Origin of the sequence: Aromatoleum evansii, assembly GCF_045689615.1 — a bacterium.
Taxonomy (GTDB): Bacteria; Pseudomonadota; Gammaproteobacteria; order Burkholderiales; family Rhodocyclaceae; genus Aromatoleum; species Aromatoleum evansii.
Genome location: NZ_CP141259.1, coordinates 2,828,241 through 2,844,157, shown reverse-complemented (window position 1 = coordinate 2,844,157; position 15,917 = coordinate 2,828,241). Strand labels below are relative to the sequence as shown.

Genomic DNA, 15,917 nt, shown 5'->3' with positions numbered 1-15,917 from the left:
ATAGCGCAAGGGGCACGACATGACTGCTCACCATACCGACGTAGACTCCACCTCTGGCTCTACGCCTGCGTTAACGAAGCGGTGGGGTCGTGAGCTGAAGCGACTGACACGTGCCCTGAGGACGCTGAGTGCCGGTAACCGCACGCTCTTGCGCGCTTCGAGCGAGCAAGAGTTGCTTCAAGCTATGTGCGACGTCATTGTCGGTGAGGGGGGGTATCACGGGGCGACAGTGCGATATGCGCGGGAGGACGCGCAAAAGACCCTTGCCCTGGAAGCGTATGCGCTGGCGCCCGGAATCAATGCCGATACGGACGGCTGGACTCACGCCGTTACCTTCAGCTGGGACGATACGGAGTTTGGGCATAATCCGGCCGGAATCGCCTTCCGCACGAGGCGTCCATATGTCTGCCAGAACCTGCTTGAGCCACCTGTGTCGCCGTGGCAAACAGAGGCTGTGCGGCTGGGCTACGCGTCGTCTAGCGCGTTTCCCCTGGTTATCGACGGTGAGGCCATCGGCACCTTGGGGTTGTGCGCTGCGGAGCCTGACGCCTTCGACGAGGATGAAGTCGGGCTTCTAAGCGAACTCGCGGAAGACCTCGCCTACGGCATCGCCAATTTGCGCACACGCCTCAAGCACCGGGAAGCTGAAGCAACCATACAGCGCATGGCTTGTTCCGATGCGCTGACGGGGCTCGCCAACCGCAGCGGTCTGCGTGAGAGGCTGCAGTTCGAAATCGAAAAGGCACGTGAATGGAACGAGCCTGTCGCACTGCTCTTCCTCGACATGATTCGCCTCCAGGACATCAACGATTCGCTTGGTTACCCGAGCGGCGACCTGCTACAGCAGGAGGTTGCTCGCCGCCTGGCTGAGGGGCTTACCCGAGACACGTTGGTCGCGCGGATTGGAGACGGGGAGTTCGCAATCATTCTGCCACGCAGCGATGCGGAGCATGCGATGCACATGGCCCAGCGGCTTTCGTCCCTGTTGAACGAACCGACAGAGATCGGAGGTATGCGACTCGACGGCCGCGCGGCGATTGGTGTTGCGCTATTCCCTGGTCACGGCACCGAACCCGACGCCCTCTTGCGGCGAGCACGTGTCGCGATGGCTGAGGCGAAGCGTTCCGGCCGGAGCCATGCTGTTTATACCGTGAAGATTGACCAGACCTACGCGAGCCGCCTCGCGTTGATGGGCGATCTCCGCCAAGCCATCGAGAAGAACGAACTTTCGCTCTATTGTCAGCCCAAGGTCCACGTAGAGTCGTCTCGCCTGTGCGGCGCAGAGGCGCTCGTACGGTGGCCCCACCCTGAACGGGGAATCTTGTCGACGGGTCAATTCATCGAACTCGCCGAGCATTCGGGTCTGATAACACCCTTGACCCACTGGGTGCTCGAAAGCGCGTTTCGTCACCGCTATGCATGGCAAGCCAAGGGAGTGACACAACCGTTGTCGGTCAATCTGTCGGCGCACGATTTACGTGATCCTGCCTTGGTGGGTTGGATCGAGGGGCTCATGTCGACTTGGGGAGCTGAGCCGGACTGGATCGAATTCGAACTCACTGAAAGTGCGTTGATGCAAGATCCCGTCCGCGCCGTCTCGACGCTTGGCCGTCTCAAGCAGCTTGGCTCGCGGCTTTTCGTAGATGACTTCGGCATCGGCCATTCAAGTCTGAGTTACCTGCAGAAACTTCCCGTCGATGCACTGAAAATCGACCAATCCTTCGTTGCCCCCATTACCGAAGACCGCAGTTCCGCAGCGATTGTGCGGTTGGCAGTGGGTCTCGGGCATGACCTCGGACTCGAGGTAGTTGCGGAGGGTGTCGAAAATCGAGCCCAATGGGATCGCCTCGCCGAACTGGGCTGCGACGTGATTCAAGGCTACTACGTGGGTAACCCGATGCCTGCAGACCAATACGGATGCTGGCAACAATCTTCGCCTTGGCGAGAGCCGTCAGTGAGGACTCCAGGCTAAGAACCGCGGTTGGAGACAGACAGGGTGCCGGTGGGTCACCGCCAACATGAATAAGTGTTGGCGATACTTACTATAAGCAGTGGATCTGTTCGGGCGAGGGGCATCGGGCTCCCGTCACAATGCCGACGCGCATGTACCGTACGCAGACCCGCGGTAATCCCCTGCAAGGCCACTTTGGATTGTCATGAGCGATATTCAATTGTTCGATCTGGAGAAAGGATCCCTTCCGCTCCTTGTCTCCGTTCCCCACTGCGGAACCTTCGTTCCGGAGTCAATCAGAGGTCGGCTCACGCCCAAGGCGCAGCAGCAGCCGGATGCTGACTGGCATCTGGAACGTCTGTATGCCTTCGTTACCAGGATGGGTGGTTCACTGCTGACCGCAACGCATTCGCGCTATGTGATCGACCTGAACAGACCTCCCAATGACGAGAGTCTTTATCCCGGTCAGACGACGACCGGACTGTGCCCTGGCGAGACCTTCCGCGGTGATCCGGTGTACGAGGCCGACGGAGACGTGGATTCACCGGAGAAATCGGAGAGGCGTCGCCTTTATTGGGATCCCTATCACAACGCACTGAAGGACGAACTTGCGCGCCTGAGGCAGCGGTATGAGCATGTTCTTCTCTGGGAGGCCCACTCGATCGCGAGCGTGTTGCCGAGACTGTTCGATGGGCGGCTTCCCGACTTGAATTTTGGAACACAGGAGGGAAAAACATGCTCCCCCGTGGTTCAGGCAGCGATTGAAGAAGCCGTCAAGGATTATGGCTACTCATGGGTCTTTAATGGGCGCTTCAAAGGCGGCTACATTACCCGTCACTATGGGGCTCCCGATAATGGCGTGCACGCGGTGCAGCTGGAAATGTCGCAGGCCGTGTACATGGACGAGAGCTACCCATTCGGATATGAAGATCAGCTCGCTGCCAAAGTAGAGCGCGTGCTGAGCGATCTTCTTGAACGAAGCTTGGGTGCCATCTCTCGCCTTTCATCCGGAGACGAAAGAATATTGCCATGAGGGAAAGGTGCTCGCCGGGAATCCGTGTAACGAGTCGGCGCGCAATCCCGCGATTGAAGTAAATCCCCTCCTACGTGCTCCCTGTGCAGTTCCTCCTCTTCACGTAGGTTCTTGCGGTCACCCGCTACCAGGTGACCGCTTTTTTTTTTGATATCTGCCCCTCAACTTCGCAACCGACCGGGGCAGACCTGTCGAGCCATGAATGCCAATGTGAACACTACTGTAGATGGCTATCAGCACTCCGCGATGAAGACGTTGATCCTTGCGATCGTCTTGACCGCGTTCATCGCGGTGGCCTATGGCTTCGGCGTTTACCTGTTCTCGACGGTAGTGTTGGAAATGAAGCGTGAATTGTCGTTCGGGTATGACACTGTCGGAATAATGGCGGGAGTTGCGCAGGTCGGATTTCTGCTGTGTGCCTTCACGGGCAGCCTGGTGAGTCCGATTGTCGGCGGGGCACGGTTGGCGCTGCTGTCCGTGTCTGTTTGCGCTGTTTGCCTAATTGGGCTTGGTTTTGTCACCAATGCCTGGCAGGCCGGGGTTCTTCTTGCAATTCTTGGTGGATGCGCCGCTTTGGTCTATGTTCCGCTCGCCGAAATTGTGACGCGACACGCGCCCAGTGCGAGCAGCAGCAAGTTGCTCACATTTATTTCAAGCGGGACGAGCTACGGAGTATTTGCCAATGGAATGATTGTCCCATTGGTGGTTTCAGGAGCAGGGTGGCGTCAAGTATGGCTCGTCACAGGAGGTGCTACGATGATCCTGGCGCTGTGCTCCTATTTTGCGTTTACGCACTACCAACTTCTTTCTGACGGAAAATCTACACCAAAAATTGATGGGGGCTGTTCCCGGTATGGTGTACGTTGGATTACGCCGACAGTCGTGAAGATATGGGCGATAAGTTTTCTGACCGGGCTGACGTTGCTTCCGTTTCAGACCTACCTTACACCAATCATCCGTGACGAGCTGAACTATCCTATCGCAACGGCGGGGAAAATATGGGCGTCGATGGGGTTATTCGGCATGGGGTCTGGATTTGTCGTAGGTGCCCTTGCACACTGGATCGGGATACGAAGTACGCTTATTTGGACCCTGCTAAGTGCGACAGCTGCTGCAGCATTGATATGGACGCATGTGGTTCTGTGGAACCTATACCTTTCCGCGGCTTTGTTCGGAATCTCGTTTTACCCCCTTCTTGGGCTGGTGGCGGCATATCTGAGTAAGTTCGTCCAAAGAGAGAATCTTACTAAGACATTTGGCATAGCCAACGTCCTGGTCGGGATCGGCGGGGTTGTGGGGAATTTCTTGGGTGGCTTGATGCAATCGATCTTTGGCACCTTTGTAATTAACTACGCGTCGATCGCAGTGCTTCTCCTTATTGCGTCGATCGTGGCCCTGTTTCTGCGAGACGACCGACATGCAAGGCTATCGAGGGCCTATGCCTGATGCTATAGGTCTTGGGTAAGGCGAAGGCATGGGAAAGGATCTAGGCCCGTTCCCATCATGTTCGCAGAGCGTCTTTAGATGCGCCGGTGGTCTTAGCCACCTCGGAGCTGGATCAGGCGTTGCCGATAGAACCCGGAGTCGCCCCGAATGATCAGGCGCATCTCGGACCACCCGAGTTCGACAGTTCAGGCCCAAAATCGGCATTTTCGCGAAACTCGCCCAGCATGCATGCGGGTTTCAGGCCGTTTTTTCCGAAACTCGTGTGGTGGCACGTTTGTAACAGCTTATACCATTCTTGACGAGGCAAGAGGTGCTTATAAAGTGGCCGCATGTTCGTCAAAATCACCACCTCCGGCGGTCGCCGCTACGTCCAGCTCGTGGAGTCCTACCGGGATGATGCCGGCCGGGTGAAGAAGCGCACCGTCGCAACGCTCGGCCGGCTCGACCAGGTCGGCGGCGAACTCGATTCGGTGATCACCGGCTTCCCAAGGTGTCGGGCCGCGAGCCGCTGGGCGATCGGCCCGCACCCCCTTCGGTGAGGTTCGAGTCGGCCCGTGCACTGGGGGACGTGTGGGCGCTCACAGAACTGCGGAAGGAGCTGGGTTTCGGCGCGCTGCGCCGCGTCTTTCGCCGCACCCGCCACACGACCGACGTCGAGGCGCTCATCCGCGTGATGGTCCTGAATCGCCTGTGCGATCTGGACTCCAACCTCGGCGTGCTGCGCTGGCTGGAGACGGTGGCGCTACCCGAGGTCGACGTCAAGGCGATCACGCACCAGCAGCTCTTGCGCAGCATGGATGCGCTGATGGACCATCAGGGCGCGGTCGATGCGGTGGTGACGGGGCTGCTGCGCCCGCTCGTCGATCAGGACCTGTCGGTCGTCTTCTACGACCTCACCACGATCCGCGCCGAAGGGCTCACCACGGTCGAGGGCGACCTGCGCGCTTTCGGCATGGCCAAGGAGGGGCTGATCGCGCGCCAGTTCATGCTCGGCGTGGTACAGACCGCTGACGGCCTGCCGATCTACCACGAGGTGTTCGCGGGCAACGCAGCCGAGACGGCGACACTCCTGCCCACCCTCGCGACGGTCCTCGAACGCTTCCCCGAAGTGCGCCGGCTCATCCTGGTGGCCGACCGGGGGCTGCTGAGTCTGGTGACAACCTCGAGGCGCTCGAGGCGGTGCGGCTCGCAAGCGGTGAGCCGCTCGAGTTCATCATCGCGGTGCCGGGTCGGCGCTACCACGAGTTCGCCGAGCTGCTCGGCCCCTTCCAGCGCGAACGCTGCGCCCAGGCGCGCACCGAAGTGATCGGCGAACTCACCTGGCAGGGGCTGCGGCTCATCGTCGCCCACGATCCGGCCACCGCAGTCGTGTCAGACCGCGCGGCGCAACGAACAAATTGATGCGCTCGTCCGTCAAGGCGAGCAGTGGGCAGGCAAGCTCGTCGAGCAGGACGGTGGGGTCAGGCACCGCGGGCGCAAGCTCTCGGACAGTGGGGCCAAGGCGCGCTTCTACCATGCGGTGTGCGAGGCGCATCTGTCCAAGATCATCCGCGTCGATCTCAAGGCCGAGCTCTTCAGTTAGGAGATCGACGAGACGGCCCGCGGGCTCGCCGAACTCATGGACGGCAAGCTCCTGCTCGTGACCAACACGAAGGATCTCGCGCCCACCGACGTCGTGGCCCGCTACAAGGCGCTCGCCGACATCGAGCGTGGCTTCAAGGTCCTGAAATCCGAGATCGAGATCGGGCCGGTCTATCACCGGCTGCCCGAGCTCATCCGCGCCCACGCCTCGATCTGCTTCATGGCGCTCATCCTGCACCGGATCATGCGGACGCGGCTGCGCGCCGCACAGACCGGGCTCACGCCCGAGCGGGCGCTCGAACAGTTGCATCGCATCACCGCGTGCGCCTGGGCGGCGCTGAGCCGGTCACGGGCGTCTCTTCCATCAACGCGCACCAGAGCGAGGTCCTCAGTGCCCTTGGGGTGAAAAAACCGGTCGCGCCGCAGCAGCTGACACTGATGTAGGGGCACGTTTGAAAGTCGCTTGTAGCGAAATCAGATAGTTACGAGATTAACTGTCGAACTCGGGGGACCAGGCTTGCCGCAGTCGTGTGACCAAAACATTGATGAGCGTCGCTGCATGTTTTGCACCATCGATACGGCTGTTGCGCAGCACGCAGGCAAGTATGCTCTTACCGGAAAAAACATCGAGCGGCAGATAGCGGTAGTGGCAGGCGTGGAGTTGCATCCGTTTCTGATCACTGCGCAGTGGGATATGGAGGAATCAGTTCTCGCGGGGCCGCCGATTGGGCGGGTAATGAACTGCTCTACCTGCAGGCGGTTGAGGGCGACGATATCGGCGCCGATTGACGCGCAACATTATCGGGCATGGCAGTAGGATTGCTGCCCATTCGTGCTGGTTCCGACGGCCGTTTGCGTCTGCGGATCGCTGCGCAGTGCGGTGTGATCGTTCAGATCCTCGTAGCCCGAGCGCAGTCCATAGGAACGCTGTGCGACCAAGTCGCGCAATGGGTGCGTGATGAGATCGGGATGGAGTAGAGCGCGCAACGCTTTGGTCGCCGCAGCCGACAGGCTGATGCGCCGACAGCGCCCTCAGCCCGCAGTGCGAGCTGAGCCCTCCGCCCTCGAAATTCGTGTCAATCCGACGCCGTTCCGGGCGCCCAAATTCATCCACGGTACACTTTGAATCGGCGGAACTCCTCTATATACGGATTCGACACCTGTATTAGAGCGCCTTCCGGTCGGTTCCGCCGATACCTCCGATGAAATAGCCGGGTTAGAAGTAATACCCGATACTGGCGTTGAACCGGTTTCCGGTAGTGCGACCAGAGCCGCCGGCGGCAAGAGCATCACCGTAGACCGGCGAGAGATAGGGCTGATTCTTGCCATGGGCATAGTCGAGCATGATCCACCAGCCGCCTGTCCCGAATTCGACGCCCGTGACGTTCTGGCTGCTTCGGGCATATCCCGACGCGGACTTTCTCAACTGACTCCAGTCGTTGTACACGCGGAAGTTGCTGAAGGGGCCAATCGAGCCGGGAATCTTGTAGCTCAGGCTCACGATGTCGATATTGCCCTTGGCCGCCATGCGGTTGGTAAAGCCGTAGGAACCGATGATGACGCAATCGTTGTCGCATGCGTTCCACCAGCGGCCATCAACCGAGCCGTTCCCGGAGAATTTGTTGCGGTAGTTGATGGTTTCGAGCTTGACGCCGAAATTGCCGAATTCGCCAGTGTAGTGGATGGCCTGGGCATTGCGTCGGCCGTTCGATAGCGCGGAGTCGGTTGCGGCCAATTCGCCGCTCAGCACCGAAACGCCGATCTCCGACTTGCCGCCGGCGAGTTCGAACCCGTAGGCGAGTCGGCCGACGAAGGTGTTCCGCTCTTCGCGGCCGTATTGCTTCATGAGGTGGTTGCTGTAGCGGATCGAATCCGCTCCATCGAGAACCGACATGTTGTCGGCAACACCGAGCATGTGGCCGCCATCCGACGGGAAGAAGCCGAGCATCGTGCTCAGACCGCCGTCCTGGCGCGAGTACTTGATGCCCATTGCGTAGGTGTCTTCGAACCCCGCGTAGTACGCCATCGACTCGAAGAAATTGTGCGATGCGTATTTCAAGGCGCCGAACGGCACAATGTCTTGGCCGACGTGGACCTCGCTCTTGTCTGCGAACCGGAATCCGGCCCATAGATACTCGTTCATCAGCATGCTGGTGCCTTCGCTGGCACCGGTCTGGCGAGTCGAGTAATGATAGTAGCGCTCGCGTCCGGAGGAGAGAAATTTGCCGTCGTCGTAGGTGTAGCCGAGGCGGATGGTGTCGAACTCGAACGTGCCCTTGCGGTCCGGGTTCCAGCTGAGGTGCTCGAGTCGGATTCGGGCTGCGCCGTCGAACTTGAGAGGAGAGTCAGCAACCTGTGCCAGTGCCCCAGCGGCGGATAACGAAAGACAGACGCCGGCGACGGTGGGCGTGACGGATGAAACGAGTTTCGAGAAATTCATTGACCTTCCTCCTTGGTTGACTGCCATAACTGGTCTGGTAATGGGCAAGCACGGGCAATGCACAGAGTCCAAACGAACCCTCGCACCTTCTTGTTGGGGTAGGGGGTGCCGGGTCGCATGACTCTGAGCCCTGCGGAGGTAGGCGACGTTTTCTATTTATTCCACTGATGAATTGCGTTAGAAAAACTGATCAAGTGGGTAATTTGCACTGAGATGACGGAAATGCGCAGTGGCGTACGATTAGCCGATAATGCTCAGGATCCGATCAAAGCCAGCTTCTTCCATGGCATCACCCACGATGCCGACCAAAAGGTGCTCGCGCGTAATCGGGTTGTATTGCAGTGCCGGTAGCAGGCGGAAGCTCTTGATCAGGCTGGTGGATTTGACGTGGGTTCGCACCCCGGTGCACGGGATGACGTCCTCGCCGATCCGGATGTGATCTTCATCGGCTGGCGAGATAGGAAGGTCTTGTGTGATGGTGTCACTAATCGCCTGCTCCAGGCGGGCGAGATCGATGTCTGGTGGATCGACAAAGCCGATGACGAAGCCGTGCTTGACGTCGGAGTGTCGTGTCGGAATCGGGCGGCCGTACTGTCGCGAGAGGATCAGGCTGGTGATGTCTTCCGCCGAGTGCGCCATCTTCCGGTAATGGACAGTGCGGTAGACGATGTCGCGAATGGATTTCGGGTCCGGGCCGAAGACGTTGGGGCGGGCGACCACCACCTCCTCGCCGATTCCGAGCAGGATCTGGGCGTTGAACTTGAGGTGCGGGAAGAGCAGATCAAAATGTTCTACAACGACGCGCCGCCCATGCTCGATGGCCGCGTTGACGACGTCCGCGATCTCCCACAGTTGATGGAAGGCCTGCTCGTAGCGGACGTCGATGTGGTACGTGTGCGGCCCGAATTTGTCGGCCTCGGCGAAGTCGAAAATCGGCGCGGTGCGAAGGTTGATCCCTTCGTCGTCGTTGGTGAGTTCGAGCCCGGGGAAGATCCCACGGATCAATGTCGACTTGCCCGCGCCTTCGGCCCCGATGATGCCCACCAGCAGGTCGGTGGGCAGCAGGTGGCGTTCGGCGATCTCGCGCCCGAGCCGGTACAGTCGCAGGCGACCGCGCGGCGCGTAATAGACCGCGTAGATCAGGGTCTCGTGCATGACGATCACGATGCATCCTCCCCGTGCTTGCTGCGGACTGCTACAGGTCGAATTCCAGGTCGAGCAGGGGAGCATGCTGCTGCGCCCCATAGACGTCCGAATCCCCCGGGGCGCCCGACACGATCTGGCGCGGCATGACGACCTTGACGGCGTTCGCCGGCTGGAACCAGACAATGCGCCGGATGTCTGCGAGCGGGACACCATAGGCGGCAGCGATGCGCTGGGGCGAAAACTGCCCGCTTTCGCGCAAGGCTTCGAAACAAGCGCGGTCCTTCAGCATCACGTCGAGCACGAGTTCAAAGGGCCCAGAGTTCTTCGAGCGGACGACGCGGGCGATCTCCAGCATCTTCTTCATTGCATGCCCTCCTGGCCGATCGACTCCATGTGGAAGGGAAAGAGCGTCGCCTCGTCGACCGCCATCAGGTGATAAAGCGAGAACTCGTAGACCGTGCCGGCGTGGACATCCGATGGCGAAAACGGGAAGGCGAGGTTGCCGGCCGTGGCGACGCGCCCCGGATAGCCGTAGTGCAGCAGCGTCGAGCGGGTGAGCGAGCAGACCGTATCGGCCTGCTCCTGCGTGTCCGCGACGACCTCGATGACGATGCCGAGTTCGTGGGCACGCGCGCCCTTCGCGGGTTCGAGATGCCTCATGACGCCATTCTTGCCGTAGAGATGGAAGAAGACCCGCGCCGGGCTGCCTTCGCCAAGGATCTTCGCGACACGCGCCTGTACCGCTTCGATGATCGAATCGATCGATCCGATCATGATCGGGTCACGTGTCCCTGCGATCGCGAGCGTCCGATACCCCACCGGGCGCGCGCCTTCGAGCTTGACCTGATAAGGCCGATCGACGTGCTTCGAGCCACGCACTTCGACCGTGCCGTCCGGGTGCTCGATGAATTCGCAGCCGGTGAGGTCGAGCGTGCCGCCGGGGCCGGGCAGGAAGTAGGGGTCGGACTTTTCGTAGAGCGTATGGGCCGCGGCCGATTCTGCGGTGAACTTGCGCTCGTCGGAGAGTGCCTTCAGGACGAACGAGTCCTCGCGGAGTATCCCGAGTGCGCAGTCGGAGCCCGAGCCGGGGCTCGCGGCGATCGCCGCGCATTCGAGGATCTTGCCGCAGTGCAGGGCGAGGCCCGCATCGTAGCCGCGCAGGATCGGCAAGGCGGCGAAGCAGGCCGGGTCGTAGGCGCGGCCGGCGAGCACCACCTGAGCGCCGGCCTCGAGGGCGCGCATGAAGGGCTCGACCCCGATTTGCGCGACGATGTGCGGGCTGGCATCGATCGCGTCATGGGTGAGCGGGGGGACGAGATCGAGCGCCTCGATGCGCCCGCCGTCGAGCGCCTCGTGGACGATGTCCCGGTCGACGTCCGTCGGGATCACGGCCATCCTGAAGCGGAGGCCTTCCTCACGCGCGATCTCGAGGACGATCTGCCGGCACCATTCGAGGTGCGGTGCCGCGCCCGAGCCGCCCGCCGTGCCGATCACCACCGGGATGCCGGCCTCGACGCCCGCGGTGAGCATGTAGCGCAGATCGCGCTTGACCCCGGCGCGGTCTGTAAAGGACTTGCCCGCGCCGAGGTAGTACGGCCCGGGATCGGTCGAGCCGCCGTCGACCGCGATGAGATCGGGCTTCTCGGCCATGCCGCGCCGGAAGCTCTCCTCGGGGAAGCCGTAGCCGAGGATCGCCGTCGGCGAGAGGATCTTGAATTCGGGTTTCATTTTCCGCCCTTCCTGGTGGCCAGAATGGCCAGGGTGCGCCGCATCTCGTTATTCACGATGTTCATGCCCTCGTCGAAGCCCATGCCCGGTTTCACGAGCATGCGCATCGGGCGGGCAGCCAGCGCCAGATGGACGCAGGTGCGCGCCGAGATGTCGGTCTCGTTGCAGGTGCCGCCCTGGTAGGCCTCCATGCCGTGCTCCCGGCAATGCAGCACCGATTCGACGATGTTGTGGATGCCGCCCAGGTCGGGCGTCTTGATCTGCACCATGTCGCAGCATTTGGCCGCAGTGAATTCGACGATGTCTTCAAGGGTGTTGCACCACTCGTCGGCGACCAGTTTGACGCGCGATCCGATCTGGCGCAGGCGGTCGGTGATGGCGCCGAGTTCGGCGATCTGCGCGTCTTTGCTGCCAGCGTCGACCGGTCCTTCGATATAGAGCTCCAGGCCACCGGTGAATTTCTCGAGGCCGGCGATGTAGTCCGCGACCTTGGTGGCGTCGTGATCGAAGATCAGCCCGATCGTCCCATACACGTCGATATGCAGCGTCGGGCGATAGGCGGGATCGGGGCGCAACTGCTCGACGCGACCGGAGAGCCAGCTGATGTAACTTTCGAGCTTCTCGCCCTTGTAGCCGAGTTTCTCCGGCACGTTGTTGATCAGCCCGTGCGGCAGGGCGTCGACGCGCTTGAGGAGCATCTTGTCGACCGCGCTGTAGCGGTCGTCGCCACTCTGACCGAAGAGCGGCACCGGCTCGCACACGAGCGGCAGGTTGTATTCATCGAGGATGACCTCGGCCTTGGTGATGCGGCGAGCGAGCGCCGTCGCGTCGAGCAGGGCCTGCGTCACGCCGTAGCGGATCGCGGTATGCAGCCGCTGTCCTTCGATCGCCAGCGTGTCGAAGAAGCGTGCATTGTCGAGGAAGCGCTCGACGGGGCGCCCCTCCAGCAAGGGCTTCAGGTGCTGTTCGAGGAAGGGAACGAAGGCGCCCGCCAGGAACAGCGGATCGCGGCCGCCGGCACCCGAATACTGGACCGCCGCACAGTCACCGACCGCGACCGCGCCATTGTCGAGCACCAGCACGACAGAGACGACCTCGCCGGCCTGACGGACGGCGCGGAAGCCGTTCGTCACGGGTTGTCCGAGATAGACGAAACCGTCCAGGCCGGCGCCATCCTTGATCGCCTTCTGGTCATCGAAGTAGAAGGAGGAATAGCCCGGTACAAAGTGAACTTGCTGGATATGGGCCTGGCCCTGGGTCTGCTTTTGGTTCATCGCGGTCTCCCGATCAGTCTGCTTTTGGAAATTGCATAAATGTCGTCCACTACCATCTGGGACGAGGCTTCTCGTTTCTCCGCCTTCGCGCGCTCGGCGACGCGATCGCGGTGGAAAGTCAGGACGTCGTCGGGTAGCGGCACCCGTCCGGCGTCAAAGATGCGCACGGCGCCGACGTTGTCGCGCACGGGCAGGAGCTTTCCTGCGTTGCACGTAGCCGGTGCGAAGGGCACGTCAAGCACGCCGGCAGCCACCGCGCGCACCGTGCCGATGGCGACGTCGCCTTCGCCGAGCTCGAAAACCTTGGCGAGGACGCAGCGGACTTCACGTTTGATCAGCTCGATTTCCTGGTCCAGCGTGGGGCTCATCGGGAAGATCTGCTCGCGCACCATGTTGAGCGTCTGGGTCGTCGCTTCGAGGCCCTGCTTATTGGCTTCCTTGGTCGGAACGCCGCTCGCCTCGTGCGGGGTCTTGACGATCACCTTCGTCGCCCCCGCCAGCGCCGCCGCGGCGGCGCCCGAGCAGATCACCGAGAAGGCCATCGCTTCGTTCTCGGGGAAGCCCCCCATCCATTGGTGGAAGACCGTGCTCAGCTGGTAGTCGGTGAACCCGGCGGCCTGGAAATACTCGTTGGCAAGTTCGCGCAGCGAGCGGATGGCGGCGATGTCCTGCACGAGGTTGCCGGCCTGTCCGTAGCCCAGCGTGATGCACTTGCAGCCTTGCTCCAGGGCCAGCAGTCCCTCGATGATCGCAACACAGTGAGAAACGAAAGGCGGCACCAGCGTTCCGGAGAGCGGTCCGAAGGGCTCGCGGTTGATGCGCACGCCGCGCTCCTCGTAAAAGCCCACCAGGCGATCGCAGTACTGCCAATGGCGCAGCGAGCGTTCGAGCGGCACCTTCTTCGCGTACGGGATGTTGTACGAGATGCCGCCGCCCTCGTAAGCGGTGAAGCCGGCAGCCAGCGTGATTTCGGCGAGCAGACGCGCGTCGGGCGTACCGTGGCGCACCTGCACGGGCTTCGTCAGCGATTCGACGACGCGACGGCACTCCTTGAGACCGTGGTTGACCGCCGGGAAGCCGTTGAGCAGTGAGGTGCCGGCAGCGGTGGAGCGCGCGATCCCTTCCGCGGCCTTCTCGTAGTGATTGAGTCGCGTGTAGGCGTCGATCGTCGAGGGCAGCAGATCGCACGCATCCTCAAGGAACTGCAGTAGCTTGATGTGCTCGTCGACCAGCGCGACACCCGCGCGCGGCTGGCGCAGCGTGCGCCCCTCGCGGTCGGCTGCAGCCAGTACGCTCGAGAAGCGCTTGCTCTCTGGCAATGAGTGCTGGTAGCGCACACCCTCCTCGAAGTCGACATCCTTCCCCGTCACCCAGGAGGCCACCACCTCAGTGCGCTCACTGAGGAAGGTGTCCATGTCCAGTTTCTTGTTACGCAATTGCATGTTCGTTCCTTGTTTCTTGGGCGATCAGGAAGTCAATGCCGGCGCGCGCTGCGGCGGCGGGAATATCGCGTGCCAGATTGGCCAGCAGGGGAAACAGGTAGTCCGCGTCGCGGTAGTAGGCAAAGTTCCGTGGTGCCAGCACCGTGCGGCCGCGCTGGTCGAAGCGGTGGCCGGCAAACCAGGCGGCGGGCGAAAAATCCTCGGCCTTGGCGAGCCATCCGCCGGAGCCGACGACCTTGGGCAGCGATGAAAGATCGCGCCCGGTCTGCACCATGACTTCGCCGTCTGGCGTATAGACGGGAGACGTGCGGCCCACATGACGTGCCACCGCGTGACCGACGCACAGCCCGGCGAGCAGCGTGTCCAGGTGGCGGTCCTCGGCGGCCGTGGGGATCGAATCGGGGCGTGCCGTGACACGGGCGGCATACCCGGCAAGCTCCGCCTTGCTGACGCCGCTCACGTCGAGGGCGGCGGCAAGCGCCGTGCCCCCGATCTCGCACACCGCTTGGGCCGACACGCGCATGCCGAGGTCGCCTTCGACGGTGCGCTTGACGTCCGGCTCAGGGAATCCGCGCCGGATGGTACCCGAGATGGGGGTTTCGCGATGCGCCGAATAGACGTCGGTCGTGGCTCCCCCCATGTCGAGCAGGAGAAACTCGCTCCAGCCAGGCACCAGGTCACGGATCGCCCGGGCGTATTCGAGGACGGCAAACGGCGTCGGGACGGGTTCGCTGCCGGTCGCGTCCATGATCGCGTCGAGACCCTTGCCCTTGACGATGGCGTCGAGAAAGATGGTCCGGATCGCGTCGCGCGCCGGGTCGGGGTTCGGCTCGTTGAAGTCGGGAAGCAGGTTGGGCACGACCTTGAGCCGCTTGCCGGCGAGAAGCGCGGCGACTTCGTCCGCAACCTCCCGATTGCCCGCGTAGATGATGTCGCAATCGAGACGCGAGTTGGCCAGCGTCGCAGCGTTGGCGAGCACGTAGTCGCTGTTCCCCCCGTCGGTGCCGCCGGCGAGGAGCACGATGTCCGGCTGCCGCTCTTCGAGTTGCGCGAGGTCGCGAGCGGTCAGGCGGTAGGCGAACACCTGCGACAGACGCGCGCCGGCCGATTGGGCCGCGAGCTTCCCGATTTCGAGCGTGACGTCGGGCACCAGACCGATCGCCGCGACGGCCAAGCCGCCCTTCGCCGAGGAGGAATAACGCAGTCGCAATTCGCCGCGGCGCAATTGGTCGAGCGGATCACCGGCGACAATCTCGCCCAGCACAGCGAAGAAGGCCTCGGAGAGGTTCACGACGGTGGTGGGGCGCGCCGCACGGCGTTCGAGTTGAACCCGGTCACCGACGAGGCGAAAGCTTGCACCCTTGGTCCACGTCGAACCGATGTCGATAGTCGCGTAGATCATTGGCGTGCCACGATATCTTGCCGCAGGGACTGGGCAACCGACTTGATATCGACGGTCGGGGGAAAGACACGGTCGTAGCCCATGTCCTTGAACATGGATTCGACTTCCGAAAATTCGCGCTTGCCGATGACCAGGTTGCCGCCGACGTACAGGACGATGTCCTCCAGGCCGCGCTCGATGCAACGGCCGCGGAACCCTGCACAGTCGATTTCCCCGTGGCCGTAAATCGACGAAACGAGGATCGCGCCCGCGCCGACTTCGATCGCCGCATCGATGAATTCGTCTTGGCTGACCATGACGCCGAGATTGGTGACGCGAAATCCCTCGCCGGTCAGGACAGTGTCGATGATCTTGTTGCCGACTGCGTGGCAGTCGGAGCCGATCACCCCCAGAATCACATTTGTCTCGCTCATGTCCTCGTTCGCTCCTTGGGTCCTTCGATTTTTGGTCAGATAGTTCACGGCAGCGTCTTGT

The 15,917-nt window shown here is 61.8% G+C and carries 13 protein-coding genes and 1 pseudogene; 4 read left to right on the top strand and 10 right to left on the bottom strand.

Annotation, left to right across the window (positions count from 1 at the left end):
* Positions 1 to 19: 19 nt before the first annotated feature.
* From U5817_RS13370 to U5817_RS13355, 4 genes and pseudogenes are all read left to right on the top strand, one after another.
* Positions 20 to 1,972: a putative bifunctional diguanylate cyclase/phosphodiesterase gene (locus U5817_RS13370; protein WP_407277644.1), complete on the top strand. Its 1,953-nt coding sequence runs from the start codon at positions 20 to 22 to the stop codon at positions 1,970 to 1,972.
* A 184-nt stretch (positions 1,973 to 2,156) separates the two neighbouring features.
* Entirely contained in the window at positions 2,157 to 2,984 is an 828-nt protein-coding gene (hutG, locus tag U5817_RS13365; protein WP_407277643.1) for an N-formylglutamate deformylase, read from the top strand.
* A 246-nt stretch (positions 2,985 to 3,230) separates the two neighbouring features.
* The gene (locus U5817_RS13360; protein WP_407277642.1) at positions 3,231 to 4,430 is read left to right on the top strand and encodes a nitrate/nitrite transporter; all 1,200 of its coding nucleotides are present in this window, start codon (positions 3,231 to 3,233) and stop codon (positions 4,428 to 4,430) included.
* Positions 4,431 to 4,759: 329 nt separating this feature from the next.
* Positions 4,760 to 6,455, top strand: a pseudogene (locus tag U5817_RS13355) (IS1634 family transposase).
* A 46-nt stretch (positions 6,456 to 6,501) separates the two neighbouring features.
* On the opposite strand, the gene U5817_RS13350 reads toward U5817_RS13355, so the two are convergent.
* From U5817_RS13350 to glmS, 10 genes are all read right to left on the bottom strand, one after another.
* A complete protein-coding gene (locus U5817_RS13350) occupies positions 6,502 to 6,678 on the bottom strand; it encodes a hypothetical protein (protein ID WP_407277641.1) in 177 nt (58 codons plus the stop codon).
* 131 nt (positions 6,679 to 6,809) lie between these two features.
* Positions 6,810 to 6,998 carry a transposase gene (locus U5817_RS13345; protein WP_407277640.1) on the bottom strand — a complete coding sequence of 63 codons (189 nt, stop codon included), beginning with the start codon at positions 6,996 to 6,998 and terminating at the stop codon, positions 6,810 to 6,812.
* A gap of 229 nt (positions 6,999 to 7,227) precedes the next feature.
* Positions 7,228 to 8,451: a hypothetical protein gene (locus tag U5817_RS13340; protein WP_407277639.1), complete on the bottom strand. Its 1,224-nt coding sequence runs from the start codon at positions 8,449 to 8,451 to the stop codon at positions 7,228 to 7,230.
* Between the two features lie 240 nt (positions 8,452 to 8,691).
* Positions 8,692 to 9,615 (bottom strand): hypothetical protein, encoded by a 924-nt coding sequence (locus U5817_RS13335; RefSeq protein WP_407277638.1) that lies wholly within the window; start codon positions 9,613 to 9,615, stop codon positions 8,692 to 8,694.
* Positions 9,616 to 9,646: 31 nt separating this feature from the next.
* The gene (locus U5817_RS13330) at positions 9,647 to 9,961 is read right to left on the bottom strand and encodes a DUF4387 domain-containing protein (RefSeq protein ID WP_407277637.1); all 315 of its coding nucleotides are present in this window, start codon (positions 9,959 to 9,961) and stop codon (positions 9,647 to 9,649) included.
* A complete protein-coding gene (locus tag U5817_RS13325) occupies positions 9,958 to 11,325 on the bottom strand; it encodes an acyclic terpene utilization AtuA family protein (RefSeq protein ID WP_407277636.1) in 1,368 nt (455 codons plus the stop codon). Before U5817_RS13325 ends, U5817_RS13330 begins: the two co-directional genes overlap by 4 nt.
* On the bottom strand, positions 11,322 to 12,599 hold the full coding sequence (locus tag U5817_RS13320) for a methylaspartate ammonia-lyase (protein WP_407277635.1): 1,278 nt from the start codon (positions 12,597 to 12,599) through the stop codon (positions 11,322 to 11,324). Before U5817_RS13320 ends, U5817_RS13325 begins: the two co-directional genes overlap by 4 nt.
* On the bottom strand, positions 12,596 to 14,041 hold the full coding sequence (locus U5817_RS13315) for a methylaspartate mutase subunit E (protein ID WP_407277634.1): 1,446 nt from the start codon (positions 14,039 to 14,041) through the stop codon (positions 12,596 to 12,598). Before U5817_RS13315 ends, U5817_RS13320 begins: the two co-directional genes overlap by 4 nt.
* A complete protein-coding gene (locus U5817_RS13310) occupies positions 14,028 to 15,443 on the bottom strand; it encodes a glutamate mutase L (protein ID WP_407277633.1) in 1,416 nt (471 codons plus the stop codon). Before U5817_RS13310 ends, U5817_RS13315 begins: the two co-directional genes overlap by 14 nt.
* Positions 15,440 to 15,904 carry a methylaspartate mutase subunit S gene (gene glmS, locus U5817_RS13305; RefSeq protein WP_407277632.1) on the bottom strand — a complete coding sequence of 155 codons (465 nt, stop codon included), beginning with the start codon at positions 15,902 to 15,904 and terminating at the stop codon, positions 15,440 to 15,442. The genes U5817_RS13310 and glmS overlap by 4 nt, the downstream gene beginning before the upstream one ends.
* Positions 15,905 to 15,917: the final 13 nt, after the last annotated feature.

Bases quoted from the DNA above. Each gene is read 5' to 3' on its own strand.
- hutG (WP_407277643.1), top strand. From the start codon at position 2,157: ATGAGCGATATTCAATTGTTCGATCTGGAGAAAGGATCCCTTCCGCTC.
- U5817_RS13315 (WP_407277634.1), bottom strand. From the start codon at position 14,041: ATGCAATTGCGTAACAAGAAACTGGACATGGACACCTTCCTCAGTGAG.
- U5817_RS13330 (WP_407277637.1), bottom strand. From the start codon at position 9,961: ATGAAGAAGATGCTGGAGATCGCCCGCGTCGTCCGCTCGAAGAACTCT.
- U5817_RS13370 (WP_407277644.1), top strand. From the start codon at position 20: ATGACTGCTCACCATACCGACGTAGACTCCACCTCTGGCTCTACGCCT.
- U5817_RS13350 (WP_407277641.1), bottom strand. From the start codon at position 6,678: ATGCAACTCCACGCCTGCCACTACCGCTATCTGCCGCTCGATGTTTTT.
- U5817_RS13360 (WP_407277642.1), top strand. From the start codon at position 3,231: ATGAAGACGTTGATCCTTGCGATCGTCTTGACCGCGTTCATCGCGGTG.
- U5817_RS13310 (WP_407277633.1), bottom strand. From the start codon at position 15,443: ATGATCTACGCGACTATCGACATCGGTTCGACGTGGACCAAGGGTGCA.
- U5817_RS13340 (WP_407277639.1), bottom strand. From the start codon at position 8,451: ATGAATTTCTCGAAACTCGTTTCATCCGTCACGCCCACCGTCGCCGGC.
- U5817_RS13320 (WP_407277635.1), bottom strand. From the start codon at position 12,599: ATGAACCAAAAGCAGACCCAGGGCCAGGCCCATATCCAGCAAGTTCAC.
- U5817_RS13325 (WP_407277636.1), bottom strand. From the start codon at position 11,325: ATGAAACCCGAATTCAAGATCCTCTCGCCGACGGCGATCCTCGGCTAC.